This window comes from Pseudomonas bharatica CSV86, assembly GCF_000319305.2.
GTDB lineage: Bacteria > Pseudomonadota > Gammaproteobacteria > Pseudomonadales > Pseudomonadaceae > Aquipseudomonas > Aquipseudomonas bharatica.
Genome location: NZ_AMWJ02000001.1, coordinates 3007936 through 3033951, shown reverse-complemented (window position 1 = coordinate 3033951; position 26016 = coordinate 3007936). Strand labels below are relative to the sequence as shown.

Genomic DNA, 26016 nt, shown 5'->3' with positions numbered 1-26016 from the left:
AAAGCGCTGAAAATCCAGGTCGCCAGCACCGACAACCGTGGCGGTGCGATCTCCAGCCAGGCGGGCGTCACCCTCGGCGGCACGCCAACTGGACAACAGCGGCGGCAAGCTGCTGGCCCGGCACTCGTCTTGAAGTTACCGTCACCCGGTTGATCAACCAGCCAAGGGCCTGTTGTTCGCCCAGGACATCAGCCTGGGCGCTGGCCATCTGGGCAACGCCAAGGGCACCGTCGCCGCGCAGCGTTCCCTGGACGTGACCTTGCAGGACGACCTCGACACACCGCGAGGGCAGCCTCAGCAGCGAGGGCAGCCTGAGCCTGGCTGGCAACGGCCTGGACAACCGCTCCGGGAGTATTTCCAGTGCCGGCGTGCTGACCCTCAAGGGCAGCGCCGGCCTGCTCAACCAGGGTGGCGTGGTCGAAAGTGCCCAGACCCTGAACCTCACCAGCGCCAGCCTGGACAACGGCAACCAGGGCCTGATCAAAAGCCAGGGCAATGCGACCCTGGTCACGGGCCGCTTCGACAACAGCCTGGGCGGTCGCCTGATCGGCAGTGCCGCCCTCGACCTGAGCGCCGGCCAGGTCAGCAACGGTGGCCGCATCGCCAGCACTGGCGTGCTCACCGCCAGCCTCGGTGGCCTGGTCCAGCAGCAGGGCGAGCTGTTCAGCAACACCCGCCTGAGCCTCGACCTCAACCACGGCGACCTCGACAACCAAGGCCTGATCAACGCGCCGAACCTGGTCCTCGCCAACCTCGGCGCGGTCAGCAACCCGGGCGAGATCTCCAGCCAGAACGCCTTCAGCCTGGCTGCGCGCAGCCTCGACAACGGCCAGGGCAAGCTGGCAGCAACCAGGGCCTGACCCTGCGCATCGAGCAACTGCTGGGCAACGTCGGTGGCCGTATCAGCGCCGCCAGCCTCGACCTCGCCAGCCTGCGCCTGGACAACCGCGATGGCGTGCTCAGCAGCCGTGGCGCCCTGACCCTGGTCAACGGCGACTGCTGCGCAACCAGGGCGGCACCCTGGTAGCCGATGGTCGGCTGGGCATCACCAGCGCCAGCCTCGACAACCGCCAGGGCGAGATCGCCGGCAAGGCTTTGCTGGAACTGAACGCGGGTGCCATCGACAACCAGGGCGGCCAACTGATCGGCACCGAGCGGGTGACCGTCAACGCCGCCAGCCTGGACAACCGTGGCGGCCTGCTGGGCGCCACAAAAGCGCTGAAACTCGAGATCGGCAGCGTCGATAACCGTGGCGGCGAACTCACCAGCAACAGCGACCTGACCCTGACCGCCAGCGCCTGGACAACAGCGATGCCGGCGTGATCTTCGCCGCCGACAACCTGACCCTCGCCGTGCAGCAGGTGCTCACCGCGCTCGTGCCAGCTCAACGGACAGGGCGTCAACCTCGGCGGTGCCAGCCTGGACAACAGCGGCGGTGCATCTTCGCGCAACTGCCACTGGTACTCGCCTTCACCGGCGACCTGAACAACCGCCAGGGCACCCTGAGCAGTGAATCGACCCTGAGCCTCAGTGCGCCAGTGTCGACAACAGCGCCGGCAGCCTCGCAGCGCCGGCGACCTGACCCTGACGGCCAGCAACGGCGTGAACAACACCGACGGCGAACTGGTCACCGACGGTGCCCTGGTACTGCGCAGCGCCAGCCTGGACAACAGCCGCGGCAGCCTCAGCGCCAAGGGTGCGGTCAGCCTCACCACCGGGGTTCTAAGCAACAGCGGCGGGCGCCTCAACAGCGCCGAAACCCTCGACCTCACTGCCAGCCAGTTGAACAACGGCGGCAACATCGGCAGCCTCAAGGCCCTGACCGCCAACCTTGGCGGGCTCGACCAGCAGGGCGGCAAGCTGTCGAGCAACACCCGCCTCAGCCTCGACCTCAACGGCGGGCGCCTGGACAACCAGGGCGGCCTGATCAACAGCGCCGGCCCGCTGCTGCTGAGCAACCTGGCCGACGTCGGCAACCGCAACGGCGAAATCTCCAGCGCCCAGGCCTTCACCCTCGCGGCCCACAGCCTGGACAACAGCAACGGTCGGCTGCTCAGCAACCAGGCCCTGAACCTGCTCATCGCCCAGGCCCTGACCAACGCCAAGGGCCTGGCCGGTGCTGCCAGCCTGGTTGTCAGCGCCGCGTCCGTGGACAACCGCGAAGGCATCCTCAACAGCCGTGGTGACCTGCAACTGACCAGCAGCGGCCTGCTCGACAACCGCCAGCAAGGCCTGGTCAGCGCCGCCGGCATCCTCACCCTGAACAGCGGCGACCTCTACAATCAGGCCGGCAGCCTGCTCGGCGCCAGCGCCGCAAGCCTCACCGTGCGCGCCCTCAATAATAGCGCCGCCGGCCTGATCAACAGCCAGGGCGGGCTGCAGCTGCGCGCCAGCAGCCTCGACAGCAGCGGCGGCGAAGTCTCCGCACGCAGCAACCTCACCCTGGACCTCGGCGCGTTGCTGTTGAGCGGTGGCCGCATCGTCGGCGACCAGGCCGTCACCCTCGATCTCAACGGCAACGACCTCAGCAGCACCGGCGGCCTGATCCTGGCCAAGGGCGCGCTGACCTTCGACCGGGTCGGCGCCTTCAGCAACGCCGGGGCGAGCTGTCCACCCAGCAGAGCCTCACCCTCAACGCCAGCAGCCTGGACAACCGCAACGGCAAGCTGATCGGCGTCGATCGCCTGGTCCTCAACATCGGCAGCGTCAACAACCAGCACGGCCTGCTTTCCGGCTGGCAGGGGCTGAGCCTGCATGGCGGCAGCCTCGACAACCGTAATGTCGGCACCTTGTCCAGCCGCGATGGCGCACTGGATGTGCAACTCACCGGGGCCTTGCTCAACGGCGCGGACGGCGCGCTGGTCAGCCAGGGACGCATGGATATCGGCGCGGCCAGCCTGGATAACGCCGGTGGCGTGCTGTCCAGCGGCGGGCAATTGCAACTGGCGGTCGACAGCCTGGGCAACCAGGGCGGCAGCATCGATGCGCAGCAGGCGATGACCGTCACCGGCACCCACCTCGACAACAGCAATGGCCGTATCGCCGGCAACGGCAGCCTGGTCTTCGACCTGCGCGGCAACCTGATCAACACCAACGGCGAAATCGTCAGCGCCGGCAGCCTGCTGCTGAAGCAGGCGCAGCAGCTGCTCAACCACGGCGGCAAGATCGTCAGCCGCGCCGGCCTCGAACTCAACGCCGGCACCCTCGACAACAGCCAGGGTGGTGCCGTGGCGGCTCGCAACCAGGTGAAGCTGGTCGCCGGCTCGACCCTGCGCAACGACGCCGCAGGCCAGATCTTCAGCGAAAGCGCCGATGTGTTCCTGCAGGCCGCCGCGCTGATCAACCAGCAGGGCCAGGTGCAAGGTCGCAGCGGGCTGCTGCTGGATATCGCCGGCGCGCTGAACAACCGCGGCGGCACCTTGCTCACCCAGGGCGGCAACCTCGTGGTGCAGCGCGCCGCCAGCCTGGACAACCAGGCCGGGGTGCTCGCCAGCGTCGGCGGACGGTCGATCTCTCGCTCACCGGCCTGCTCGATAACCGCCAGGGCGGGGTAGTGCAGGGCCAGCAAGTGCAGGTACAGGCGGGCACGCTCGACAACAGCGCCGGGCGCATGGCCGCACAAACGGGCGACGTGCGCATCCGCGGCGGCAACCTGATCAACGCCGGCGGCGGCCTGTATGCCAAGGGACTGGTGCGGGTAGACGGCCTGGGGCTGGACAACAACGGCGGGCAACTGGCCGGCAATCGTGTCGAACTGGCGCTGGGTGATGGCCTGAGCAACCGCTCGGGAGTCATCGAAAGCGACACCCACCTGCTGGTGTCCGCAAGCACCGTGGACAACCAGGGCGGCGTGCTGCGAGCGCTGGGTGGTGCGGGCAAGAGCGACTTCCAGGTACGCGGCGGCTTCGACAACCGCAACGGCAAGCTGGAAGCAGGCAGTACCGACCTGACACTGAATGCGGCGGGGCTGAACAACCTCGGCGGCTCGGTGCTGCACGGCGGCAATGGCACCTTCGATATCACCACCGCCAATGTCAGCAATGCCGGCGGCAACCTGGTGACCCGCGGCGGGCTGACGTTGACGGCGGATAGCTGGACGAATGGCAGTGTGATTCAGGCGGGGCGGTTGACGCTGAACATCAACACCCTGGAGCAGGCTGCAACCGGCCAGCTACTGGCGTCCGAAAGCCTGGTCGGCAACGGCGTCAACTGGAACAACGCGGGCAAGATCATCAGCGATGGTTCGGCCAGCCTCAACCTGAGCGGCACCTATACCGGCAGCGGTCGCTACAGCAGTCTTGGCAACCTGGGCCTTCAGGCCGGGCAACTGACGCTGGACAGCACCGGCTCCATCGCGGGTGGTGCTGAAACCACACTCCTGGTCAGCGGGGCCCTGATCAATGCCGGCCGCCTGACATCGGCGCAAAACCTGAACCTCAGCGCTGGCGCGCTGAACAACTCCGGCACCCTCGGGGCCGGGAAAAACCTGCAGCTCTCGACCGGGACACTGCTCAATGAGCACGGGTTGCTCTACAGCGGCGCCGACATGCAATTGCTGGCCTCGACCTTCACCAACCGTTACGCCCAGGTGTACAGCTTCGGCAATCTGCTGATCGGCGCCGACAAGGACGGCGGCAAGATGAGCCTGCTGGACAACCGCTCGTCCGGCATCGAAAGCGGCGGTCAGATGACCCTGGCGGCGACCACGCTGAATAATGTCAGGGACGTGCTCGAATACAGCCAGCACGAGAAGGCCGATACCAGTATCGAGCGCCTGTCCTGCACCTTGATTCCCCTCTTCGGCTGCGATCCGCGCGACAAAGGACGGATCAACGGCTACTGGTTGATACACGAAACCGATCGTCTGGAGATCAGCCAGCAGACAGAGGCGGCCTCCATCAACAGCGGTTCGAACCTGACGGTCAATGCCGGGTCAGTGACCAACTCGGCCAGTAGCATTTCCGCAGCCGGCAACATCACCGTCACCGCCTCCACCATCACCAACCAGGGTGTACAGGCCCAGGAAATCAGATCTTCGCGCTGGTGGGTCAGTTACGTCGATTACACCTATGGGGCCAACTACTACGCGGGCATCTTTAACAGCCGCAACAACCCCAATCCTTCGGCGACCTTCGAGGCCGATCTGGCCGCCTTCATGTCGTGGGTCAATTGGAACGTAAACGAGAGCAGGGAAATCGTCAGCGGCGCTTCCCTCGACGCCGTTATCCAGGCCGGCGGCAACATCACCCTCAACGCCACGCAAAACATCAACAACAGCGTGGTCCGACCTTGGTATTCGTATATCGCCGCAGGTGCCAAGACTGCCGACACCGGGGCCGGGAGCGCCTACTCGACTGCCGTCAGCATCAATAGTCAGCTACCGCCCAACCTGGCGCAGCAATACATCAATCCCTTGACCCTGCCGGGCGTAGGCCTGCCTGACGAAAAAAACAGCCTGTACCGGATCAACAAGGAAGGCGCCGGCACCCGAGAGGTGGCCGTGGCAGACAGCGGCCCGCGCAACTGGACCCTGGGGGCGGCCAGTATCGACCTGGGCCAGCGTGAGCAGGCCGTACCCGTTTCCAGCGGACGTACGCTGCAACTCGACGACATCACCCAGCTCAGCGCAGACAGCCGTCAACTCACGGTCGCCGCCCGCCAGGCCAGCGGTATCAGCGCAACGGCGACATCGATCGATGTCGCTGCGCTGGGCACTGTCAGCAATGGCACCTGGCAGTCCGGGCGTAGCGAGGGTGGTGATCTCACCCGGGCGGATGGCATCGGCAACCAGGGCCCTGGCGGGGACCCGTCGGGGGCCCTCAGCGCAGCCGGACAGAACGTCGATCTTCCCGGCATCAGCGGCACTCGCGATACCCGCATCGAGGTCACCACGCCGGGGAGCAATACCGGCCTGTCCACCGGCGACCGTGGTACTACGGTCGGCAGCAACCAGCAGGGTACAAGCACTGACATTCCCGACCTGGCACCGGGCGGTCGCGATACGCAAATCGAGGTAGGTGCTCAGAACGGCCAGGGTGTCCCCGGCCTATCCACGGGCAGTCGTGACACCACGGTAGCCGGGCAGGGCAGTGCTCCTGACCGCGACGGCGCCTCGAACCCGGCGCTCAATGTCCCGGGGCTGTCCACGACCGTGCGCGACACCACGGTAGCCGCCCAGCCGGGTGGAAATCTGCCGCCGGGCCGCGACAATCCGGTCGTGTCGTCGGCGCATTCGTCGCTGGCCGACCCGCTGCTCCAGCAAGCGGTAGTCCCTGCTGCCGAGCGCCCGGGCACCCCGTCGCTCGACCCGGGCAGCACGGCGGTCATCGCCCCGGCCACCAGCCAACCAACCCCGACCGCCAGCCAGACCATCGAGCGCGTGCAAGGCGTGCCCGAGCGCAGCACGGTTTCCCAATCCCACAAATACCTGGTCGAAACCAACCCGGTCCTCACCGAGCTCAAGCAGTTCATGAGCTCCGACTACCTGCTCGCCGGCCTCGGCTACAACCCGGACGACAGCGCCAAGCGCCTGGGCGATGGATTCTACGAGCAGCATCTGATCCAGCAGGCCATCGTCGCTGGCACTGGCCAGCGCTTCCTTGCCGGCATGACCAGCAACGAGCAGATGTTCAAGTACCTGATGGACAACGCCATCGCCAGCCGCCAGCAACTGAACCTGACGGTCGGCGTAAGCCTCACCGCCGAGCAGGTCGCGGCCCTGACCCACGACATCGTCTGGCTCGAAGAGATGCAGGTGAATGGTGAAACGGTGCTGGTGCCGGTGCTGTACATGGCCAACGCCAACAACCGCCTGGCCGCCAACGGCGCGCTGATCGCCGGTACCGACGTCAACCTCATCGCCGGGCAGGACCTGGTCAACGTCGGCACCCTGCGCGCCAGCAACAACCTCTCGGCCATGGCCGGCAACGACCTGGTCAACAGCGGCCTGATCGAAGCGGCCAACCGTGTCGACCTGCTGGCGGGCAACAACATCGTCAACAAGGCCGGCGGCATCATCAGCGGGCGCGACGTCAGCCTGACCACGGTGCTGGGCGATGTGATCAACGAACGCTCGGTCACCAGCCATATCAGTGGCGACGCCGCCAACAACGGCCGCCGCGACTTCCTCGACAGCGCCGCGCGCATCGAGGCGGCCAATGACCTGAGCATCAATGCAGGACAGGACATCCTCAACCAGGGCGGCGTACTGCAAAGCGGACGGGACCTCGGCCTGCAAGCGGGACGTGACGTGCTGCTGGGCTCGACCGAGGCGATCAACTCGCAATCGATAGGGCGCAGTGCCAGCCAGAGCATCCAGCAGAACGGCAGCAGCGTCACCGCTGGCCGTGACCTCAGCGTGGCAGCGGGTCGGGACTTCACGGCCATCGCCAGCCAGATCGAGGCGCAGCGGGATATCGATATTTCGGCCACCGGCGACGTGACGCTGATGTCGGCGGCGGATGAAGAACACTCGTCGTACACCTCGAAAAAGCTCAAGACCCGGGAAGACCACGTCAGCCAAGTGTCGACGACGCTGAAGGCGGGTGGGGATGTGGCGGTGAGTGCGGGGGAGGATCTGGCACTTATGGCCAGCCGGATTACGGCGGGGGACGAAGCCTATCTGTTTGCTGGCGACAACGTCCGCATGACGACAGCGGACAACGTCGATTATTCGTACTACGAGAAAACCAAGAAGGGGTCGTTCGGCAAGAAAAAGTCGACGATGACCGAAACCGAAACGGATGTATCCGTCAGCTCCAGTGTTTCGTCCGGGACGAAACTGGTCATTTCAGCCGGGGAGGATTTCAATGCAACGGGCGCCAGGCTGAGCAGCGATGGGGCATTGCTCGTTACCGCAGGCGGCGACATCAATCTCGATGCCGCCCAGGACTATGCCAGTCAGGCCAATGCCTCTTCCAAGAAGAGCTGGACCTCCAGCAAATCCAGCAGCTCGGAAATCACCCAAACCCGTTTGAACGGCACTGAGTTGGTCGGCGAAAGCATCGAGCTGAAGGCTGATAACGACATCGTGCTGAAGGCCGCGGCCTTGCGCGCCGAAGAGGGGGTGAAACTCACAGCGGGCAATGACGTACTGATTGGCGCCGCTCAGGAAACGCAAACGTCCGCTCAGTCCAAAGGCTCCAGCAAGGCCGGTTTCACAGTCACCGGTTGGTTGTCATCCACGCAGAAATCGCAACAGAGTCAAAGCACCTCAAGCCAAAGTACTGGCAGTGCGATCAGCGCCGGCAGCATCCAGATCAGAAGTGGCAGCGACACGACGGTCGAAGGCAGCACGTTGGTGGCCGACAAGAATATCGGCATCGATGCCGGGGGCAATCTGGAGATCATCAGTGCCGCAAACACTGAAGCCTCCACCTCCAAGTCCGGCAGCAAGAAGGTTGGCGAGATCGGTACGTCATGGTGGCAGGGCGCAACAGGGGTCCTGAAGCAGAAGCAGGCAGACGAGTACAGCGCTAACCGTCAGTCGGGCAGTCAGATCGCGTCATTGGGCGGCAATATCAACCTGACTGCCGGTGATCATTACACCCAGACAGCCAGCCAGTTGGTCGCACCTGAGGGCGATATCGGCATCACCGCCAGGCATGTCGATATCCAGGCTGGTTACGACAGCATGGAGTACTCCAAAACCACCAGTACCAGCCGTACAGCAATCGGTGGAACGGTGAGCATCCCGTTGCTTGATGCCTTGCGCAACGTCCAGCAGATGGGTGAGGCGGCGCAAAAAACCAGTGATGGCCGGATGGTTGCGTTGGCTGCCGTGAATGCGGCGATGAGTGCCAACCAGGCTGTGGAGGCGGGTCAGGCACTGATGGAAGCCCCGCAAGCCGGGATCAAGGTCAGCGTCAATCTCAGTGACAGTCGCAGCCACAGTGAAAGCAGCCAAAGCGGTCGCAATGTGGTGAGCAGCGATGTGGTGGCTGGCGGAAACGTGAAGGTCGTTGCCACTGGGGATGGCGCCAACAGCGACATCAATGGCATTGGCAGCCGCATTGAAGGTGGTGGCGATGTCATCCTGAAGGCTGATGGCGACATCAACCTGGTGGCGGCGCAAAACACGGCGCATCAGGAAAGTAACAATCGCAATTCCGGCTGGAGCGCCGGCATCGGAATCGGCTTCGGCGGGGCGCAAAACGGCATTTCGTTCGAGCTGGCGGCAAATGCCGGACGCGGCATGGCCGACGGTGACGATGTCACCCAGACCAACACCTACATCAAGGGTGGCAACAGCGTCAAACTCGAGAGTGGCGGGGATACCACCATCAAGGGTGGTGTCGTCTCCGCTGATCAGGTCAAGGTCAGGGTGGGCGGCGACCTGAACATCGAGAGCCTTCAGGACACCAGTACCTACACCTCCAGGCAAATGAGCGCCGGCGTCGGCGTCAGCATCTGTGTTCCACCGTTCTGTGCTGGCATGAGCAGTGTCAGCGGCGGTGTCGCCGCGGAGCATATGCAAAGCGATTACGCCAGTGTCAACGAGCAATCGGGCATCAAGGCTGGCAATGGTGGATTCCAGGTCGAAGTGGCGGGTAACACCGACCTCAAGGGCGCCATCATCGCCAGTACCGACAAAGCGGTGGCGGATGGCAAGAACACCCTCGAAACCGGGACGCTTACCACGTCCTCTATCAAGAACAAGGCGGAATACGACGCCAGCAGTATCAACCTGAGCGGTGGTTACGGCGGTGACATAGGCCTGGATGGCAAAGGCAACGCCAATGCAATGGCCAACGCCAACGGACCCACAGCGCCGAGCAAGGACGGGCTGAGTGTTAACACACCGGTCGTGCTCTACGCCGGAGACAGCTCCAGCAGCACCACCGACAGTGGAATCAGCGGCGCCGCCGTCACCATTACCAATGCTGCCAGGCAGTCTGAACTGACCGGTCAGACGGCGGAGCAGACGGTCGCCGGCATCAATACCGATGTCGCCAGTGATCGCGACGGCAGTAACAAACTCAAGCCGATTTTCGACGCGCAGGAAATCAGCGTGAACTTCGAGATTGTCGGCAAGTTTGTGCAGAACGTGTCGCAGTACATCGCGAGTCGGGCGCAAGAGATCGATCAGAAAAAGGAGCAGGCCGAGAGAGAAAAAGCGCTGATGAACGCGCCTGGAACATCCGAGGCCGATCAACTCAAGCACCTCAGCAATTATCAAGCGCTGAAGCAGGAAATCAGGGATATCGATGAAAACTGGGGGGCGGGCGGTACTTACCGGCAAATTGCAACGGCCCTCGTCGCGGGCATCAGCGGCAACGTGGCCGGAAGTGGCGGGCAGTTCGCCCAGAACATGGTGGTCAACTACGTCCAGCAACAAGGCTCGGCGTACATCGGCGAGCTGGTGAAAAAGGGCCTGAAGGAAGGCAGCCCGGAACACGCGGCGCTGCATGCCATTGTCGGCTGCGCCGGCGCAGCGGCCAGCAATCAGGGCTGCTCGAGCGGAGCCTTGGGCGGTGCTGCCTCTAGCGTGCTGGCAGGCCTGTTTGCCGAGGCTGATGCAAACGAAACCGCTGTAGAGCGAGAAGCCAAACGCAACCTCATCACCAGCCTGGTCACGGGCATTGCAGCCATGAGTGATCCTAACGGTGCAGCGACCGCAAACAATGCGGCTACGGCGAACATCGATAACAACTGGCTGTCGACCCAGCAGTATGTGCAGTACCAAAAGGAGTTGGAAGAAGCTCAGGACACGCTAGATCATCTGAAGGTGATCGCCAAGTGGTCGGGTACCTCGGTAAAACAGGATGCCCTGACGGCTGGCGGTATTGGCCTGGGCCTCGCAGAGAGTGGTCTGCAGGATATTCAAGGCCTGGCCCAGTTCCTTTCTGACCCGCTCACCGGACTGCAGGGGCTTGCCTCGGTAGTCAGTAATCCGGAGGTACGCGCTCAACTTGGCGAGGCGGCAACGGCCAGCCTGTTGGGCAGTATTGACCGGATGAAACTGGCAATTGAGACCGGCGGAGATGATCAGGCAGTCCAGTTGGGGCGTGATCTGGGTTCGCTGATATACACGGTCGGAGGCGTTGCGACCGCTGTAGGAGGGGCAGCCAAAGCGGGGCTGAGTCTGGCAAAAGCGGGGGTTGAGGTATCAAGCAAATCCTTGGGTAAAATGGTTGCCAAGGACGGTGAAGAGCTTGGTGAGCGTATTGCTGCGCTGGAAATCAAGACGACGAAAAGCCTGGATGTTGTCGCTGACGGGAAGGGGGCAGGGGCAAAAGGGCCTGTGACAGGTTCACCGTCTGGTGAGACGAAGGTAGTAGGGGATGGTAAGCCAGCGGCTAACGATGGGAGCTTTGCAGGGGAAAAAGGACCTGCGGCAGGTTCACCGTCTGGTGAGACGAAGGTAGTTGGGGATGGTAGGCCAGCGGCTAACGATGCGAGCTCTACAGGTGCAAAAACAACTGATGGTGGTGCCGAAAAGGTAGATGACATTGTAGCGTCATCGTCTAAACCTGAATGGTTGCAACGGCTTGATGCAGGGAATGAGTTTAATAAAGTGCAGTCCCAGAACTACCCGTATAATGAGGTTTATATTCAGCGCCCTGACGGTAAGGGTTATTATCGTGTTGACTCCTACAATCCCATAAAGGGCGAAATCGTCTCTCGTAAGCTGACACAACTTTCTGAGGTTTCTGAGGCGACAGCAAAAAGCTACATAAGTGAAGCTGTTGCAAAATATCCTGCTGGTGCGACCATCGCGAAGGTTCCGTCTAGTGGTTCTTTGGGTGGTCAAAAACTGCAAGGAACTGTTATTCTGGAGGTTCCACCACAGAATGGAGCGATACCAAAATCTATCTTGGACTCTGCCAATAAAGCAGGGGTTTTAATTAGGGATACTAATGGGAGGGTGTATTGATGGATTTGCCTGTTTATTACTGTAAGTCTTGGTTTCGGATGAAGAAGATTGCGATAGAGCCTATGGGTGAAGCTCTGGCACATTCTAGGCATCTCTCGGGTGAATCATACACAGCTCTTGTTGGGTCAGACTCTGCGCCATCCTGCTTTATTGAGGTTTTTTTAGATAAAGGGATGGTTGGTGTCGGTTTTTTAGACGAGAAATGTCGTGAATATCTGACCTACCAATTTCAGGTGATAGATGTGAATGGCCTGTTTTTGACTATGGCAACTCATCGTGAGTTTGAAGGGGGAGGGGACAAGGTTGTAGGTGGAAGTTCCTACATTTTTAATGAGAATGGTGAGCTTATTGTAAGGCGAGAAAAGTTCAATCCTCATGAGGTTGAAGAGGCTAGATCAAGTTTTGATCCATCTCAAAATTACGAAAAAATCCCAAAATTTGGTTGCTATTCTGATGTGATCAGAGCAGATAGATGAAGCAGGACCGGAAGGGGGGATTTATTTTTGATCGATGGCGGACCGGCCGGAATTGACTGAAAAATAAATCTGTCCCCTTTTTGATTACGCGTTATCAACAATATTTTGATACTCAGGGGAATCGCCTGAAATATGAGGGCGGTGAATGGAAAGTCTGGAAGTGACCAATGAAGAATTTTTTTCCTGATTTGTACTCTGATCTTGTTCCAGGTACGTCCGCAGCAGGATTCCACTTAGGCGAGTCATTATCCAGTGTTAGCGAAAAAATTGGACTGGTTGAGTGGTACGGTCCGGAAGTGATGGTTCGGGATATCCTAGCCAAGAATAATTCTTGGGTTGGAGTCCAGAGAAAAATCGGTTTTGGTGAGGAGCGTACACTGTCCTATCGTTTTCTGAATGAAACGGTCTCATTATATTTTGAGGGAAGTGGCAGGCTTTTTAGAATTACTGTAGGTGAAAGGTATCGAGGGAGATTTAATGGTGTTGCTGTAGGAGATGATCTTCGGAGTTTGGGGCGGGAGTTTGATATTTTATTTAATGATGCGGAGGATGACTTTATTTTGCAAAGAGGTGAGGATGTTTTGATGGGGATTAGTTTTTTTACCGATCATATGGCGCCTCTCGACGTTGAGCCAAAGCAATTTATTAAGTTTATATCGATACATGATTGGTCTGTTCGATAAAAAGTTTGAGAAAACGGATAGGTTTGAATGGCGCTCCTACAAGGGGGCAAGTAGAAGGACCACATAAGCAGCCCTCAAACCAGTCGGATCTCAGCCGCCACCCCTCTGCTGCACCAACCCACCCAACAGCGACTCCACTAACGCCTGCGAAATCTCCAGCGAGTGATATGTCGCCCAAGCTAGTCCACAGTGGGAAAGGGGACCAGCGGAAAAGGGGACAGCGGAAAAGGAAAAGGCAAGGAAAAGGGGACAGATTTATTTTCCTACTAGACGAATGGATCAGGTAGAAAATAAATCTGTCCCCTTTTTGCATATTAATCCTAATGCGATTCCCTCTGGTATAGATCGGGCTGCTTTTTATAAGTGGAAGGTGCAATACTGGCAGCAACGATCCGCAGATTTAAGGAATTAAGTATGAGCCAAGTTATAGTGCAAAGAATTAGAGAATTAGTGTCATTAAATCCTGACGTCGTGTGCTTCGGTAGTGAGGCTGATCAGGTGGGCGACGACTGGATTAAGAAGGCGGAGCAGAAGTTAGGGTTTGAGCTTCCAAGGTCGTACAAGTGGTTTTTGAACACGTATGCGGGTGGGGAGATTGGTGCTGAGGAAGTTTACAGTATTTATGGTGTGGACTTTGAAAGCGTCAATGGGGGGATATTGTCTATCAACATATCGTGGGTGTAAAAAATAATTTGGTAGATAATAAAAAGCTCGTAATTAGTGAAACTGACATGGGCGAGGTGTTTTTCTTTGATTATTCAAAGTTTGTAGATGGTGAATGCCCGGTAAGCCTTCGGCTTCCGTCTGGCGAGAACGTAGATTACGCTTCAGATTTTTATGAGTTTTATATAAACGGATTTTAGCTCATGTTTGAATTATCTCATTGTCTAACGCCGGCCCTGGGTCGGTGTTGTTTTATCTGCTTGCTGCAAAGCTCGTTTCCTTCACTACTCGCATTAAAGTCGATGTTCCTGCCCTCGGTAAAAACAGGTGTAGCAAAGTTTAAGGTGAAACCATGGGCCAAGAAGTAATTCAGTGCGGGCGCTCGGGCGTGAACCCAAAATGGCCCTCCTACGAAAGTGTGCTGGGACGCATAGCCAAGGGGCCACACGTCTCAGATGAATACGAGTTGAATGGCATCCGTGAATATGTTGAAGCGAAAAGGGGACAGATATATTTTTTCGGCTAGACGAGGGGCATCAGGTAGCGGGAAAAGGGGATCGGGAAAAAGGGACAGATTTATTTTTCCTGCTAGACGAATGGCATCAGGTAAAAATAAATCTGTCCCCTTGTCCCTTTTCTGCAGATCACTATAAGACCTTTATTTCGATTAAGTATTGAGGGTTATGAGGATGTTACCATTTAATTTTTTTGATAGCCTTCCTTCGTATGATACTGCGGAGGTCTTCTATGTGCGTATTGATCCGAAGATATCTCTCTCAGAAGAATTATTGAGATCGTTGTATTATGTCCTTTGGTTTCCTGGTTTTTTTGGTTTTAACTGGGATGCCTTGTATGACTGTTTGAGGGATCTTGCATGGGTCCCATGTCGCAAAGTAGCTCTTGTGCATGAAGCTTTGCCAAATTTGCCGGAAGAAGACTTGAAGATTTATCTGGAGGTGTTGCGAGATTCTGTTCTTGATTGGGAGGAGGATCAAGCACATGAGTTGGAGGTTTTCTTCCGCTCTGCTGATAGATATATGGTGGAGAGGATTTTAAAAGTTAATTAAAAGACCAAAGATTACGAAAAAGGACACCCATTAGCCGACCTCAAGGTAAGGTAAAAAGTCACCATGCTCTGCTGTTTTCAGCGACTGGGTTCAATCTCTCGGTCTTTCCATTGATGGTGGGTGTCCAGTGATTATTGATTTCAAAAATTCCCCGGGTGGTATCTGATGAGTGATCAAGAGATATATCAGAAAATAGGACAGCTATTAGTTGATGCGGGGCCGTCCGGTGCTCACAAACTAATAGTTAGAGTTGAGCTCTTTCCTGAGGGGGATGGAGGAACGTATGAATTTGACTATGTTGATGGAGTGGGCGATTTGAATTGGTTTGATCCAGATGGTCGAGCAGTGGGGATTTGACAGAGTTATTGGTTCAGCTGCGTGAATACTATTCTACGAATAACTTGACTGCCGGAGCAGGTGCCTGGACTGGTTGTGAGATTAATTTAAGTGTTGACGAAATGAAGTTTGGAGTTGAATTTACATATGGTAAATAGATTGATGTTCTATTCATTAAGCACCGGCCTCGCGCTGGTGTTTTTTATCTGCAAGCAACGCCCGGCAGCGGTAATACAGCGAAAAGGGGACAAGCGAAAAGAAGCGAAAAGGGGACAGATTTATTTTTCCTGCTAGACGAATGGCATCAGGTAGAAAATAAATGGGTATACGGATTTAATGGTTGATGGGGCACCTTTACCCCACCAACCTGATACCATTATCAGATGGTTGATAGATCGACTCCGTAGTTGAGTTCCTCTGCGAAGTCCGGCAGTCCGTAACCGATGGTTTTCTTGTAGAAAGGAGAGACCTTCGCAGTCGGTGCCTTCTTCTTGTGCTTCGTGGTGTAGAGCATTCGTGCCCGCATCACCTCGAAGGAGTAACCGCGCCCTTCACGGTTCTTGTCCTTGGCCAGTCGGTTGATGGACTCCGTGTAAGCGTTGGTGACGGGCATGTCCGTCTCGAAGTAGGTCATGGTCTCTTCGCGCCAGTTTCCCACTGCCCTGACCAGATCGCTCCAGACTTCCTTTTGGCCCTTCGGGATGGTGGCTATCCACTCGTCCAGGGCGGCTTCTGCCTGGAGCCGTGTGGTGGCGTCCCAGATGCCGTAGAAGCGCTCCTTGTGCTCGTAGGCGGCCAGCAGTTGCGGGAACGCGCCTGTCCAGGTCTCCATGATGAGGCGCTCCCGGTCTGAGACTTCGTGAGCGCGTTTCAGCAGGATTTTCCGGTCTCCCTTGAGAGTCCGGCTCTGGGACGGTTTCAGCTCCTTTCTGAGGCCCTTGCGCACTCTCTCTAGGGCATCGTTGGCCATGCGCACCACATGGAACTTATCGACCACGATACGGGCCTGGGGCAGCACAGCCTTGACCGCTGCCCGGTAGGGGTTCCACATGTCCATGCTGACGATCTCGACCTTCTGCCGGTCTTTCAGCTTCATCAGGTAGTTGGTCACCACGTCCTGGCGGCGGGTGGCCAGCAGGTCGAGCAGGGTTCGCTCCTCAATGTTGGTCAGAATGCAGCGGTAGCGCTTGTTCAGGTATAGCTCGTCAATGCCCAGGATGCGGGGCGTCTCGAAGCGGTGCCAGCGCCCCAGGAACTCGGCGCGGGCGTTGAAGATGTCGCGCACCGTCTTCTCGTCCAGGCCGGTCTGTGCCGCCACAAAGGTGTAGGGGTGGTTGAAGGATTCCTTCTCCACGTACTCATGCAGCCGCAGTGTCATACGGAATCCGTCCACCATCTCCGGTAGCTGGGGCCTGAATGTTGTCTTGCAGGCCCGGCAGGTGTATCGGCGGCGGACCACCCAGAGAGTGACCCGCTTGCCGTGGATGGGCAGATCACGATAGGGAACGTCACGCTTGCCGAACCGCACGAACTCACCCTGCACGCCGCACCCCTCGCAGGCTACTGGTGTAGGTGCTTCAAGCCGAAAATGTATGTCTTCATTCTGCTCATCAGAATCCACCAACTGGTACCCAGGAAGGCTTAACGAATTAATCATCTCCCGCCTTGATCAGAAAAACAGGTAGGTGGCGTAACCGGCAATCATCGCCATAGCAAAAATGACTGCTAAAAACGCCGCTAAAAGCTTCAGCGTGAACAAAGAGCGCAACAGAATGAGCTCAGTCAGGCTGGCTCCGGCACTGCCGATGATCAACGCTAGCACCGTCCCGGCACCCACGCCTTTGGCCATCAGAGCCGCTGCCAGAGGTATGACGGCTTCAGCGCGAATATACAACGGCACGCCGATGACAGCGGCAACTGGAATGGCAAAGGGATTATCTGGGCCTGCATACTGCTCCAATAAGTCAGTGGGCATGAAACCATAGATCACGCTGCCAATCGCAATACCGATGAGCAGGTAAGGCAACACATCGATAAAGTCCGACCAAGCTTCCCGCCACACACCACTGTACTTCCCTTCTTTCTTAACCGTGACAGTGGGTTGACTGTCACAGCATTCGCTAGACGTAGAGACTGTTGTCTTCCTATCAGCCCCGCAAGAAGCCGTCTTCGGAGTGGTGTCGCAGCTGTTGGTGCCGCAACTCGATGCGGTCGATGTAGCACTGCACGGGCTTGCTGATGAACTACATCCACTGCTCTCTTGTGTCGCCGTCCGGCGCACATAACGCTCGAAGCCAAGCGTGTGAAGCAGCCATCCGGCACCTACCGCGACCACCAAAGCGGCGAGCACATAGATAGCAGTAAGTGTCCATCCAAACGTGGCAACCAGCAGGCCGACGACGATAGGATTCAGCAACGGAGATGAGAAAAGAAACACCATCATCGGCCCAAAACCGGCCCGTGCCCGAATCAACCCTTTCAACATGGGGATAGTCGAGCAACTACAGAAGGGCGTTATAGCTCCTAAACCAGCAGCAAGAAAATAGCCTCGCTTCCCACTGGAAGTCAGTAACGCTTCCACCTTGGATGGTGGGATGTGACGTTGAAGAACTCCGACCAGCAAGCTAATGCCAATGAATAAAACCGATAGCTCGATAGCGAGAAAGGCGAACATGCCTAGAGCGTCTTGGAGTTGAGATGACATTCAATATTACTCCTATATTTCTAGTATTGTCGAAATGATGTACGCAGCCTACTTGCGTTTATCCGACCTGTCAACTATAATTCTAGAAACATCGAATTATTGGGGCGTGCTATGGATCACGAAAAGGTTGCAGCCAGCTTAGCTGAGCTAGGGAATAGTCACCGACTGTCCGTGTTCCGCTTTCTGGTCAAAGCTGGCCATGATGGGGCTTCGGTCGGAGATATCCAGAAGGGGCTGGGTATTCCTGCTTCGACGCTATCACATCACCTTGCGCGCATGGCCAAGGTAGGGCTGATCCGGCAGGAGAAACATAGCCGCACGATTGTCTGTATACCCGAGTATGGGCACCTAGAGAATTTGATCGGTTTCTTACAAGAGGAATGTTGTGCAGGTGTCCGGATTGCGCATGAACCAGAACCGCTTTGACGCTTGCCCAGCTCTCGCTGTCCTCCCTAGTCAGCATCGCTATGAAGACTCAGGCGAAGGTGGAAACAGAAAATTGGCAGTAGAGTAGGCTGAAGAGGATCAATCAGATAATCCGCTGAGAAAGATTTTCTTCTTTACATCTTTGGCATTTTATCAACCAGAAATTCCGGATACCCTTAAATCCGATTGAACGGTGCCAGCTCCGGCGTGGCCCAAGGTCAGACACCTTCTATAGGAGCAAGGCCATGGGCAACGACAAACCGCAGGACAAGCAAGGGCCGCATTCTTCGGAACACGCCAGCGGCAGCGATGAGCTTGGCTTCGATCCGGATTCGCCGGACCTCGATGATCCACAGGTGGATCCGACCGGCCCGGCCAAGGCGCCCAAGGGCGGGCCGGGGAAAAGCGGCGGGGACCACGACTGATCCGCCGCCCGTTCCTTATATACGGAACTGCTTCACCAGGGCCCGCAGATGCCCTTCCAGCGCCGACAGGCTTTGCGCCGTCTGCGCGCCCTGGCGGGTCTGCTCGGCGACACTGTCCACGGCCTGGGCGATCTGGTGCACGCTGCGGTTGATTTCCTCGGCCACGGCGGTCTGTTCCTCGGCGGCGCTGGCGATCTGCGCGTTCATCGAACTGATGGTGCCGATCAGCCCGGCCATGGCATCCAGCGACACGCCGGCCTCGCTGGCCTGGTCGCGGGTGCTGTCGCCGGTCTCGCAGGAGTGGCGCATCGACTCCACCGCCGAATGAGTGCCGGCGGTGAGGCGGTCGATCATCACCTGGATTTCCTGGGTGCTCTGCTGGGTTCGGCTGGCCAGGCCGCGCACCTCGTCGGCGACCACGGCGAAGCCACGCCCGGCCTCACCGGCGCGCGCCGCTTCGATGGCGGCGTTGAGGGCGAGCAGGTTGGTCTGCTCGGCGATCGAGCGGATCACCCCGAGCACGCCGACGATGGACTGTACGTCCTGCTGCAGGCTGTCCAGTGACGTGCCGCTGCCACGAATGTTCTCCACCAGGGCGTGAATGCGCTTGATACTGCCGTCCACGACCTGCCGGGCCTGCTGACCCTGGCTGTCGGTTTCCTGGGCGGCCTGGGCGGCGTTCTGCGCGCTGTGGGCGACTTCCTGGGCGGCGGCGGACATCTGGTTGATCGCCGTGGCCACCTGGGTGGTTTCGTGGCGTTGCGCTTCCATGGCCTGCTCCGAGCGCCGGCTCTGGCTTTCCACGGCCTCGACCAGGCTCGACAGTTCGCCGCTGACGTCCACTACCTGGCGCACCAGCCCCTGGATCTTCTCGACGAAACGGTTGAACGAGCCGGCAAGCTGGCCCAGCTCGTCATTGCCGGCGCGCAGGCGGTGGGTCAGGTCGCCGTCGCCGGCGGCGATATCGTCGAGGTTGTCCTTCATCGCCTTGAGCGGCTTGAGCAGGGTGTTGCTGAGCATCAGCCCGGCAATGCCGAGGATCACCAGCAGCACCGCAGCGATGGCGAGGATGCTGGTGAGGATCGAGTCGATGCGGCGGTCGATCTCGGTGCGCAGTTCGGCAATGCGCAGTTCGATGTTGTCCAGGTTCACCGCCGTGCCCAGGGCCATGTCCCATTTCGGCAAGTAGAAGCTGTAGGCCAGCTTGGGTACCTGCACGCTTTCGTTGCCGGGCAGCGGTGAGCTGTAGCTGACGTAGTGGCTGCCGTCCTTGGCCACGCGCACCAGCTCGCGGTTGATGAACACGCCGTTGACGTCCTTGCGCTCGCTGAGGTTCTTGCCCACGTCAACCGGGCTGTCGCCGCGGAACAGGCGGACCACGGCGGAATCATGGGCGAAGAAATAGCCGTCCTTGCCGTACTTGATCTTCGACAGCAGGGCGATGGCCTGTGCGCGGCTGGCCTGGTCGCCGTTGGGGGCAGCGTCGTACAGGGCTTGCACGGAGCCGACGGCGATCTGCATGTAGTGTTCCAGGCTCTGCCGGCTTTCGTTCAACAGGCGTTCGCGGGTCTGGCTGATTTCGCTTTCGGCAAGGTTGCGCAGGATCCGGTCGGCGGCGCCGCTGATGACCAGGGCGAATACCAGGACGGGGAGCACGGCGAGCAACAGCAGTTTTGTTTTTAGAGTGAGCTGCATCTTCGGGTCCTCAGTGACGACACAAGGCGAGGGGAGGTAAAGCATTCATCGGCCCGGCCCGGAAAACCTGAAGCGCAATCATCCGCCACGCAGGCGATGCAGTGCTTAATTGCGGGTTAATCACGCCTTCGCACAATGCCCGGGCAACGGTTTTCCATTACCCAGGCAAAGGTTCCATTCCATGTCGATGTTCAAAGCAGCAACCCTTTCCATCCTTTTCCTCCTGCCGGGCCTGGTTCACGCCGAAGGCGGCAGCGACCGGGTCGCCGAATGGCATGCGCAGTTCCAGCAGTCGCGCCAGGAGGCGCCGCAGCAGGCGGTAGCCGACAAGAAAGCCGAGCGGTCGGCTACCGACAAGCGTGATTCCTGACTACAGGTCGTAACGCACGCTCAAGGTGATGGTCCGCGGATCGTTCACCGCGTAATACGCCGTGCTGCTCGCCGCCGAATAGGCAATGCTCTGCGGATAGGCGCGATTGAGCAGGTTCTTCACCGCCAGGGTGGTGGTCCAATGACCATCACCACTGCCATAGCTGGTGGTAGCGTTCCAGAAGCTCTGCTGCGGCACTTCGTAGATATCGCCATTCACCGCATTGGCGTACGACTTGCTCTGGAACTGCCAGTCGGTGCCGGCCACCAACGCTCCCGGCAGGTCCACCGGTACCGTCCAGTTCAGCCCCAGCGCCAGGTTCCAGCGTGGCGCGAAGACCATCCTGTTGCCATCGGCATCCACGCCGGGCCCCGCCGCGTTCTTGAAGTCGTCGTACTGCGCCTCGAGGTAGCCGAGGTTGGCCTTGAGGGTCAGGTCGCGGCTGAGCAGGGCGGTGTTTTCCAGTTCCACCCCGTAGCTGTGGGCACTGCCGACGTTGGTGCGCAGGTTGGCGCTGATCGCCGGGTCCCAGGCGTTGGTCTGCAGGTCCTTGTAGTCGTTGTAGAACACCGCGACGTTGCTGCGCAGGCGGCCACCCAGGTAATCGCCCTTGAGCCCGGTTTCATAGGTGATCACATTCTCCGGATCGAAGCCCTGCAACGCCGCCAGGCGGGTCGGGGCGCGGTTGTCGAAGCCGCCGGCCTTGAAGCCCTTGGCGACGTAGCCGTACTGGGTCAGTGCGTCGCTCCAGGCATATTCCAGGCCCAGCTTGGGGCTGAAGGACGCCCAGCTTTCGCTGGTTTCGGCGCTGAAGTTGAGGCCTGTGATCTGGCGCTGCCTGGTTATCGCGTAGTTCTGGTAATCGAAGTTCTTGTGCTCGGCGGTGTAGCGCAGGCCGGCGGTCAGGGACAGGCGGTCGGTGAGCTTGTAGGTGCCCTGGCCATAGAGGGCGTAGCTTTCGGTATCGGTGGTGCTGTACTGGCCGCTGGCGTTGACCCGGTCGGCGGCCACCGAGTAGGTCAGGCTGTCGCGTTCGGCGCGGAAACGCTCCTTGTACAGGTAGGCGCCCAGGGTGAAGTTGAAGCGCTCGTACTCGCCGTTGAGCTGGAATTCCTGGGTGGCATAGCGCTGCTTGTAGTGGATCAGGTTGTTCTGCGTCGGCGAGGCGTTGCCGACGTTGGCCTCGCCGGAGTTGTCGTAGTCCACCGGCTGGTCGAAGGCCGACCAGGCGGTGACCGACTTGAAGCTCAACTGATCGTCGAACCGGTAGATCGAACGCAGTACGGCGCTGCCCTGGTCGAGGCGGTTCTTCGGGTCGAGGCTGCTGTAGGTCTTGAACTTGTCGAAGTGGCCGTTGCTCGGGTCGAAGGGCGTGTAGCTGGTGGTGTCGCCGCGGTCGAAGGTGCCGGCCAGGGTCAGTTGGGTATCCCAGGCCGAGTCCACCGGGGCCAGGCGCAGCTTGCCGCGGTAGGACTGGATATCGACGTTGTTCACGTCCTTGTGCCGGGTACGGTTGTACACCGTACCGTCACGGCTCAGGCGCAGGGCCGAGAAGCTGGCGAACAGGGTGTCGTCGACCAGCGGGCCGCTGACCAGCAGGCGGCCGTTGCGCGCCTCGTAGTTGCCGGCGCCGAGTTCGACGAAGGCGCGGGTCTTCTGGTCCGGATCGCGGGTGATCACGCGGATCGCCCCGGCGGCGCTGTTGCGTCCGTACAGGGTGCCCTGCGGCCCGCGCAGGACCTCGACGCGCTCGACATCGTTGAAGTCGAGCATCGAGGAAATCGCCCTGGGGATGTACAGGTCGTCGGCGTAGACGGCCACGGCGGCTTCCTGGATCGGGTCGGTCTCGCCGATGCCGCGGATACCGTAGGTCTGGGCGCTGTAGGAGATCGACTGGCGGGTCAGGGTCAGGTTGGGCACCCGGCCGGACAGGTCGCGGATGTTGTTGATCTGCTGGTCGCGCAGGGTGGTTTCATCGAAGGCGCTGATGGCCAGCGGGGTTTTCTGCAGGTTTTCCTGGCGGTGCTCGGCGGTCACGGTGACGCTGGGGAGGCGTTCCTCGGTTGCGGCGAAGGTGGTCAGGGGGAGGGACAGCAACAACGGGGGGAGAGCGTGGCGCAAGGCGGGTTTGGGCATGTTGGCATCCTGCTTTTTGGGGTTTTCCTCCCTGAGTGGGGTCGGTCAGTGGGTTGTTTGGTGAGGCTGAGGGCCAATCGCTGGCAAGCCAGCTCCCACAGGTACTGCACATGTCTTCCGGACTGTGCTGACCCTGTGGGAGCTGGCTTGCCAGCGATGAGGCCCTTAGTGTTTGTAATCATCTCCTTCGCGATCCAACTGCCGGATCAACGCATCCCAATGCCGCTGGATTCCGGGGCCGTTGCCATCGATGAACGCCGCCGTCTGCTGCTTGACCTTCTCGATCGCCGCCTCCGGGGCGAACAGCAGGTCGGCGTTGCCGCCGGCCTGGGCCGCGATCTGGATATTGCAGGCGCGCTCCAGCCCGTGCAGTTCGCGGAACGCATGTTCGACGCTGATGCCACCGGTCAGCAGCCCATGGTTGCGCAGGATCAGGATATTGCTCTCGCCCAGGTGGGCCACCAGCCGCTCCTGCTCGTCCAGGTCCAGGGCCACGCCTTCATAGGTGTGGTACGCCACCCGGCTGTAGTACGCCAGGGCGTGCTGGGACAGAGGCAGCAGCCCGTCGCGCTGCGCCGACACCGCCGCTCCGTCGCGGGTATGGGTGTGCAGCACCGCCTTGAGGTCCGGGCGGGCGCGGTGGATGGCGCTGTGGATCACATAGCCGGCCTGGTTGATGCCCAGGCCCAGCGGGTCGTCGATGAGGGTGCCGTTGACATCCACCTTGACCAGGTTGGAGGCGGTGATTTCATCGAACAGCAAGCCGAAGGCATTGATCAGGAAATGCTCCTCCGGCCCCGGCACCCGGGCCGAGAAGTGCGTGTAGATGTGGTCGGTCCAGCGAAACAGCGCGGCCAGGCGATAGGCGGCAGCGAGCTTGACCCGGACCTCCCATTCCTCGGCGCTGACCCGCTGGCGCACGCTGTCGAGATCGGATTTGACGGTTAGAGCGGAAACGGCAGTCATTGCAGTACTCCCAAGAAGACGATCAGTAGCCGCGCTGGTGATCCACCAGGTTGCGCAGCGGTTGGCCCTGGTGATAGCGGCGGAAGTTCTCGACGAAGTCCACGGCGAAGCCGCGCACCCCGTCGGTGGAAAGGGCGCAGGTGTGCGGCGAGATGAACACCCGCGGGTCGCTGTACAACGGGTGACCCGCCGGCAGCGGCTCGGGTTCGGTGACGTCCAGGGTGGCCCGACCGATGCGTCCGGCGTCCAGCGCTTCGAGCAGCGCCTGCTGGTCGAGCAGGCCGCCACGGGCGATATTGATCAGGTGCAGGCCCGGCTTGGCACTGGCCAGCACCTCGCGGCCGATGATGCCGCGGGTCTGGGCGGTCAGCGGCGCGGCGAGCACCAGGTGATCGGACTCGGCGAATAGTTGATGGATGTCCGCTACCGCTTCCACCGGTACAACGGCTTCGAGTGGCTGGCCCGGACGACCCAGGGCGATTACCCGCAGGCCCAGCGCCGTGGCCTTGGCCGCAAGGCTCTTGCCAATGCTGCCCAGGCCGAGAATGCCCAGGGTCTTGCCGCGAACCGGCTGCAACGAGGTGAAGTGCCAGTCGTCGTCCTTGACCCAGATGTCAGGCAGCTGCTTGGCAGCGGAGAAGATCGCCGCCAGGGCGAACTCGGCCACCTGTTCGGCGTTGCTGCCCTTGCCGCTGGTCACCGGCGGGCCCTGGAACAGCCAGTCGGGGTAGAAGTCGATCCCCGACGACACCAATTGCACCCAGCGCAGCGACCAGGGCCAACCGCGCGGCGCTTCATCGACCCGGCGGCCACGGACGTTGACCGGGCGCAGGATCACCACGTCGGCACGCTCGGCATGGAACTGCTCCGGACTCAGGTCCAGAACCCGGTGGCCGGGCAATTGCTGACGGATGAATTCATTGGCCTGCTCATCCAGCTGGCTGGCGATCACGCTCACGGTGCTCATTGGGCGACTCCTGCATCGAGGGCTGCACGACCGGTGCCATGGAACACCACGTCGTCCTGCGGGGTGTGGACGCGACTGCACAGCACGTCGCGGTAATGCCGTTCCAGCGGGTTATGGCGCGACAGGCCGGGGTTGCCGGTGGCCTCGATGGCCAGTTCCACCGCCTGGATGGCGTTCTGCGTCACCAGTTGCTTGAGCTGGCCGGCGTTCTGCGCCGGGACCAGGCCGGCAGCGGCGGAATCGAGCAGGTTGCGGTTGGCGAAGAGCAGGGTATCGATGCGCCCGACCCGCTCCTGGAAGCGCGGCAGGCTGGCCAGCGGCTGGCCGAGGTTGGACGGGGTGCGCTCGCGCAGGAAGGTCACCAGCCAGTCGCGGGCCGCCTGGGCCACCGCGTCATAGATGCTCGACAGCAGCACCGACATCCATACCAGGCTCTCGCCGTCCAGCTCCGGGCGTGGCGCGCTGGCCGGGCTGACCGCGACGGCGTGGTCCAGCGGCAGCAGCACGTCGTCGAACTCCACCCGGTGGCTGCAGGTGGCGCGCATGCCGAGGTGATCCCATTCATCGACGATGCGGATGCCCGGGCTGTCCTTGTGCACCAGGAAGCCGCCCACCAGCGGGTCGGCATCGTCGCTGCGGCCCCACACCAGGTACCACTCCAGGCCATGGCTGCCGGTGGAGTAGAGCTTGGTGCCGGACAGTCGCCAACCTTCGGCGGTACGTCGTGCCACGGTTGCCGGCAGGCCGCCGCGGGCCGGGGTGCCCAGTTCGGGTTCGACGCGGAAGGCATTGATCAGCGCACCTTTCTCCACGGCCTCGCGGGCCAGGCGCTCGCGCAGGTGCGCCGGCCAGCGCTGGTCGTCCTGCAGGCGGAAGTGCTGGAGGTACTGCATCACCAGGATCAGCGCGGTGGACGGCTCGCCCTTGGCCACCGCCGCAACCACTTTGCGCGCCGTCGGCAGGTCGGCACCTCCACCGCCCAGGCTTTTCGGCACGGTCAGGCCGAGCAGGCCATGGCGCTGCAGCAGCGCGAAGTTGGCGGCGGGAAATTCGCCGCTGCGGTCGAAACCGGCGGCGCTGGCAGCCAGTTCGCGGGTAATGATGGCAAGGACCGGGTCCAGGGCATCGTCAGGCGGCGTCGGCCGGTGCAGCGGAACGGTATTGGCGGAAGACTGGCTCATCAGGCACTCATTTGCATAAGACGGCAGGGCTTATGACCGTATGCGT

Annotated in this window: 20 protein-coding genes and 4 pseudogenes; 17 read left to right on the top strand and 7 right to left on the bottom strand. The window is 60.3% G+C overall.

Features of this window, described 5'->3' with window-relative positions; all coding sequences use genetic code 11:
• Nucleotides 1-278: 278 nt before the first annotated feature.
• The 14 genes and pseudogenes from CSV86_RS32740 to CSV86_RS31395 all read left to right on the top strand — a co-directional run.
• A pseudogene (locus tag CSV86_RS32740) lies at nucleotides 279-539 on the top strand (hypothetical protein); the annotation flags it as partial.
• A 75-nt stretch (nucleotides 540-614) separates the two neighbouring features.
• Nucleotides 615-860, top strand: coding sequence for a hypothetical protein (locus tag CSV86_RS33035; RefSeq protein WP_311985832.1), 246 nt, complete (start codon nucleotides 615-617; stop codon nucleotides 858-860).
• Nucleotides 857-1027, top strand: a complete 171-nt coding sequence (locus tag CSV86_RS33375; protein WP_170394757.1) for a hypothetical protein — start codon at nucleotides 857-859, stop codon at nucleotides 1025-1027. Before CSV86_RS33035 ends, CSV86_RS33375 begins: the two co-directional genes overlap by 4 nt.
• Nucleotides 997-1323, top strand: a complete 327-nt coding sequence (locus CSV86_RS33370; protein ID WP_170394755.1) for a hypothetical protein — start codon at nucleotides 997-999, stop codon at nucleotides 1321-1323. Before CSV86_RS33375 ends, CSV86_RS33370 begins: the two co-directional genes overlap by 31 nt.
• A pseudogene (locus CSV86_RS33365) lies at nucleotides 1320-1502 on the top strand (hypothetical protein); the annotation flags it as partial. The gene CSV86_RS33370 and the pseudogene CSV86_RS33365, both read left to right, overlap by 4 nt.
• 28 nt (nucleotides 1503-1530) lie before the next feature.
• Nucleotides 1531-2442: pseudogene (locus CSV86_RS13420) on the top strand (hypothetical protein); the annotation flags it as partial.
• Nucleotides 2443-2597: 155 nt separating this feature from the next.
• A pseudogene (locus CSV86_RS33360) lies at nucleotides 2598-2663 on the top strand (hypothetical protein); the annotation flags it as partial.
• A 126-nt stretch (nucleotides 2664-2789) separates the two neighbouring features.
• Nucleotides 2790-3554: a hypothetical protein gene (locus tag CSV86_RS13415; RefSeq protein WP_170394658.1), complete on the top strand. Its 765-nt coding sequence runs from the start codon at nucleotides 2790-2792 to the stop codon at nucleotides 3552-3554.
• Nucleotides 3527-11875: a hemagglutinin repeat-containing protein gene (locus tag CSV86_RS31400; protein ID WP_240160497.1), complete on the top strand. Its 8349-nt coding sequence runs from the start codon at nucleotides 3527-3529 to the stop codon at nucleotides 11873-11875. The genes CSV86_RS13415 and CSV86_RS31400 overlap by 28 nt, the downstream gene beginning before the upstream one ends.
• On the top strand, nucleotides 11875-12351 hold the full coding sequence (locus CSV86_RS13380) for a lytic transglycosylase (protein WP_080604694.1): 477 nt from the start codon (nucleotides 11875-11877) through the stop codon (nucleotides 12349-12351). Before CSV86_RS31400 ends, CSV86_RS13380 begins: the two co-directional genes overlap by 1 nt.
• Nucleotides 12352-12518: 167 nt before the next feature.
• The gene (locus tag CSV86_RS13375; protein WP_158487686.1) at nucleotides 12519-13034 is read left to right on the top strand and encodes a hypothetical protein; all 516 of its coding nucleotides are present in this window, start codon (nucleotides 12519-12521) and stop codon (nucleotides 13032-13034) included.
• A 414-nt stretch (nucleotides 13035-13448) separates the two neighbouring features.
• Nucleotides 13449-13718 (top strand): SMI1/KNR4 family protein, encoded by a 270-nt coding sequence (locus CSV86_RS31950; protein ID WP_009394206.1) that lies wholly within the window; start codon nucleotides 13449-13451, stop codon nucleotides 13716-13718.
• Between the two features lie 728 nt (nucleotides 13719-14446).
• Nucleotides 14447-14764, top strand: a complete 318-nt coding sequence (locus CSV86_RS13365; protein ID WP_311985819.1) for a barstar family protein — start codon at nucleotides 14447-14449, stop codon at nucleotides 14762-14764.
• 165 nt (nucleotides 14765-14929) lie between these two features.
• A complete protein-coding gene (locus tag CSV86_RS31395) occupies nucleotides 14930-15121 on the top strand; it encodes a hypothetical protein (protein ID WP_205346243.1) in 192 nt (63 codons plus the stop codon).
• A gap of 358 nt (nucleotides 15122-15479) precedes the next feature.
• On the opposite strand, the gene CSV86_RS13355 is transcribed toward CSV86_RS31395, so the two are convergent.
• Together CSV86_RS13355 and CSV86_RS13350 are read right to left on the bottom strand one after the other, a co-directional pair.
• Nucleotides 15480-16757, bottom strand: coding sequence for an ISL3 family transposase (locus CSV86_RS13355; RefSeq protein WP_000610830.1), 1278 nt, complete (start codon nucleotides 16755-16757; stop codon nucleotides 15480-15482).
• Nucleotides 16758-16769: 12 nt separating this feature from the next.
• Nucleotides 16770-17774 (bottom strand): permease, encoded by a 1005-nt coding sequence (locus tag CSV86_RS13350; protein WP_040363373.1) that lies wholly within the window; start codon nucleotides 17772-17774, stop codon nucleotides 16770-16772.
• A gap of 141 nt (nucleotides 17775-17915) precedes the next feature.
• On the opposite strand from CSV86_RS13350, the gene CSV86_RS13345 reads away from it, so the two are divergent.
• Nucleotides 17916-18230 (top strand): ArsR/SmtB family transcription factor, encoded by a 315-nt coding sequence (locus CSV86_RS13345; protein WP_000349485.1) that lies wholly within the window; start codon nucleotides 17916-17918, stop codon nucleotides 18228-18230.
• Nucleotides 18231-18475: 245 nt separating this feature from the next.
• Complete coding sequence (locus CSV86_RS13340) at nucleotides 18476-18655, top strand: DUF6021 family protein (protein ID WP_009401650.1); 180 nt, start codon at nucleotides 18476-18478, stop codon at nucleotides 18653-18655.
• Nucleotides 18656-18670: 15 nt separating this feature from the next.
• Here the strand turns inward: CSV86_RS13340 and ctpM are convergent, their stop codons facing one another.
• A complete protein-coding gene (gene ctpM, locus CSV86_RS33900; RefSeq protein WP_009401649.1) occupies nucleotides 18671-20350 on the bottom strand; it encodes a methyl-accepting chemotaxis protein CtpM in 1680 nt (559 codons plus the stop codon).
• 181 nt (nucleotides 20351-20531) lie between these two features.
• Between ctpM and CSV86_RS13330 the strand changes: the two genes are divergently transcribed.
• On the top strand, nucleotides 20532-20720 hold the full coding sequence (locus tag CSV86_RS13330; protein ID WP_009401648.1) for a DUF2790 domain-containing protein: 189 nt from the start codon (nucleotides 20532-20534) through the stop codon (nucleotides 20718-20720).
• On the opposite strand, the gene CSV86_RS13325 is transcribed toward CSV86_RS13330, so the two are convergent.
• From CSV86_RS13325 to CSV86_RS13310, 4 genes are all read right to left on the bottom strand, one after another.
• Entirely contained in the window at nucleotides 20721-22856 is a 2136-nt protein-coding gene (locus tag CSV86_RS13325) for a TonB-dependent receptor (RefSeq protein WP_009401647.1), read from the bottom strand.
• 165 nt (nucleotides 22857-23021) lie between these two features.
• Entirely contained in the window at nucleotides 23022-23822 is an 801-nt protein-coding gene (locus tag CSV86_RS13320) for a class II aldolase/adducin family protein (protein WP_009401646.1), read from the bottom strand.
• A 22-nt stretch (nucleotides 23823-23844) separates the two neighbouring features.
• Entirely contained in the window at nucleotides 23845-24789 is a 945-nt protein-coding gene (locus CSV86_RS13315) for a D-isomer specific 2-hydroxyacid dehydrogenase family protein (RefSeq protein ID WP_009401645.1), read from the bottom strand.
• On the bottom strand, nucleotides 24786-25970 hold the full coding sequence (locus CSV86_RS13310) for an acyl-CoA dehydrogenase family protein (RefSeq protein WP_009401644.1): 1185 nt from the start codon (nucleotides 25968-25970) through the stop codon (nucleotides 24786-24788). Before CSV86_RS13310 ends, CSV86_RS13315 begins: the two co-directional genes overlap by 4 nt.
• Nucleotides 25971-26016 lie beyond the last annotated feature (46 nt).

Coding starts and splice junctions, on each gene's coding strand:
- CSV86_RS13380 (WP_080604694.1), top strand. CDS start 11,875: ATGGATTTGCCTGTTTATTACTGTAAGTCTTGGTTTCGGATGAAGAAG.
- CSV86_RS13375 (WP_158487686.1), top strand. CDS start 12,519: ATGAAGAATTTTTTTCCTGATTTGTACTCTGATCTTGTTCCAGGTACG.
- CSV86_RS31950 (WP_009394206.1), top strand. CDS start 13,449: ATGAGCCAAGTTATAGTGCAAAGAATTAGAGAATTAGTGTCATTAAAT.
- CSV86_RS31395 (WP_205346243.1), top strand. CDS start 14,930: ATGAGTGATCAAGAGATATATCAGAAAATAGGACAGCTATTAGTTGAT.
- CSV86_RS13355 (WP_000610830.1), bottom strand. CDS start 16,757: ATGATTAATTCGTTAAGCCTTCCTGGGTACCAGTTGGTGGATTCTGAT.
- CSV86_RS13350 (WP_040363373.1), bottom strand. CDS start 17,774: ATGTTCGCCTTTCTCGCTATCGAGCTATCGGTTTTATTCATTGGCATT.
- CSV86_RS13345 (WP_000349485.1), top strand. CDS start 17,916: ATGGATCACGAAAAGGTTGCAGCCAGCTTAGCTGAGCTAGGGAATAGT.
- CSV86_RS13340 (WP_009401650.1), top strand. CDS start 18,476: ATGGGCAACGACAAACCGCAGGACAAGCAAGGGCCGCATTCTTCGGAA.
- ctpM (WP_009401649.1), bottom strand. CDS start 20,350: ATGCAGCTCACTCTAAAAACAAAACTGCTGTTGCTCGCCGTGCTCCCC.
- CSV86_RS13330 (WP_009401648.1), top strand. CDS start 20,532: ATGTCGATGTTCAAAGCAGCAACCCTTTCCATCCTTTTCCTCCTGCCG.
- CSV86_RS13325 (WP_009401647.1), bottom strand. CDS start 22,856: ATGCCCAAACCCGCCTTGCGCCACGCTCTCCCCCCGTTGTTGCTGTCC.
- CSV86_RS13320 (WP_009401646.1), bottom strand. CDS start 23,822: ATGACTGCCGTTTCCGCTCTAACCGTCAAATCCGATCTCGACAGCGTG.
- CSV86_RS13315 (WP_009401645.1), bottom strand. CDS start 24,789: ATGAGCACCGTGAGCGTGATCGCCAGCCAGCTGGATGAGCAGGCCAAT.
- CSV86_RS13310 (WP_009401644.1), bottom strand. CDS start 25,970: ATGAGCCAGTCTTCCGCCAATACCGTTCCGCTGCACCGGCCGACGCCG.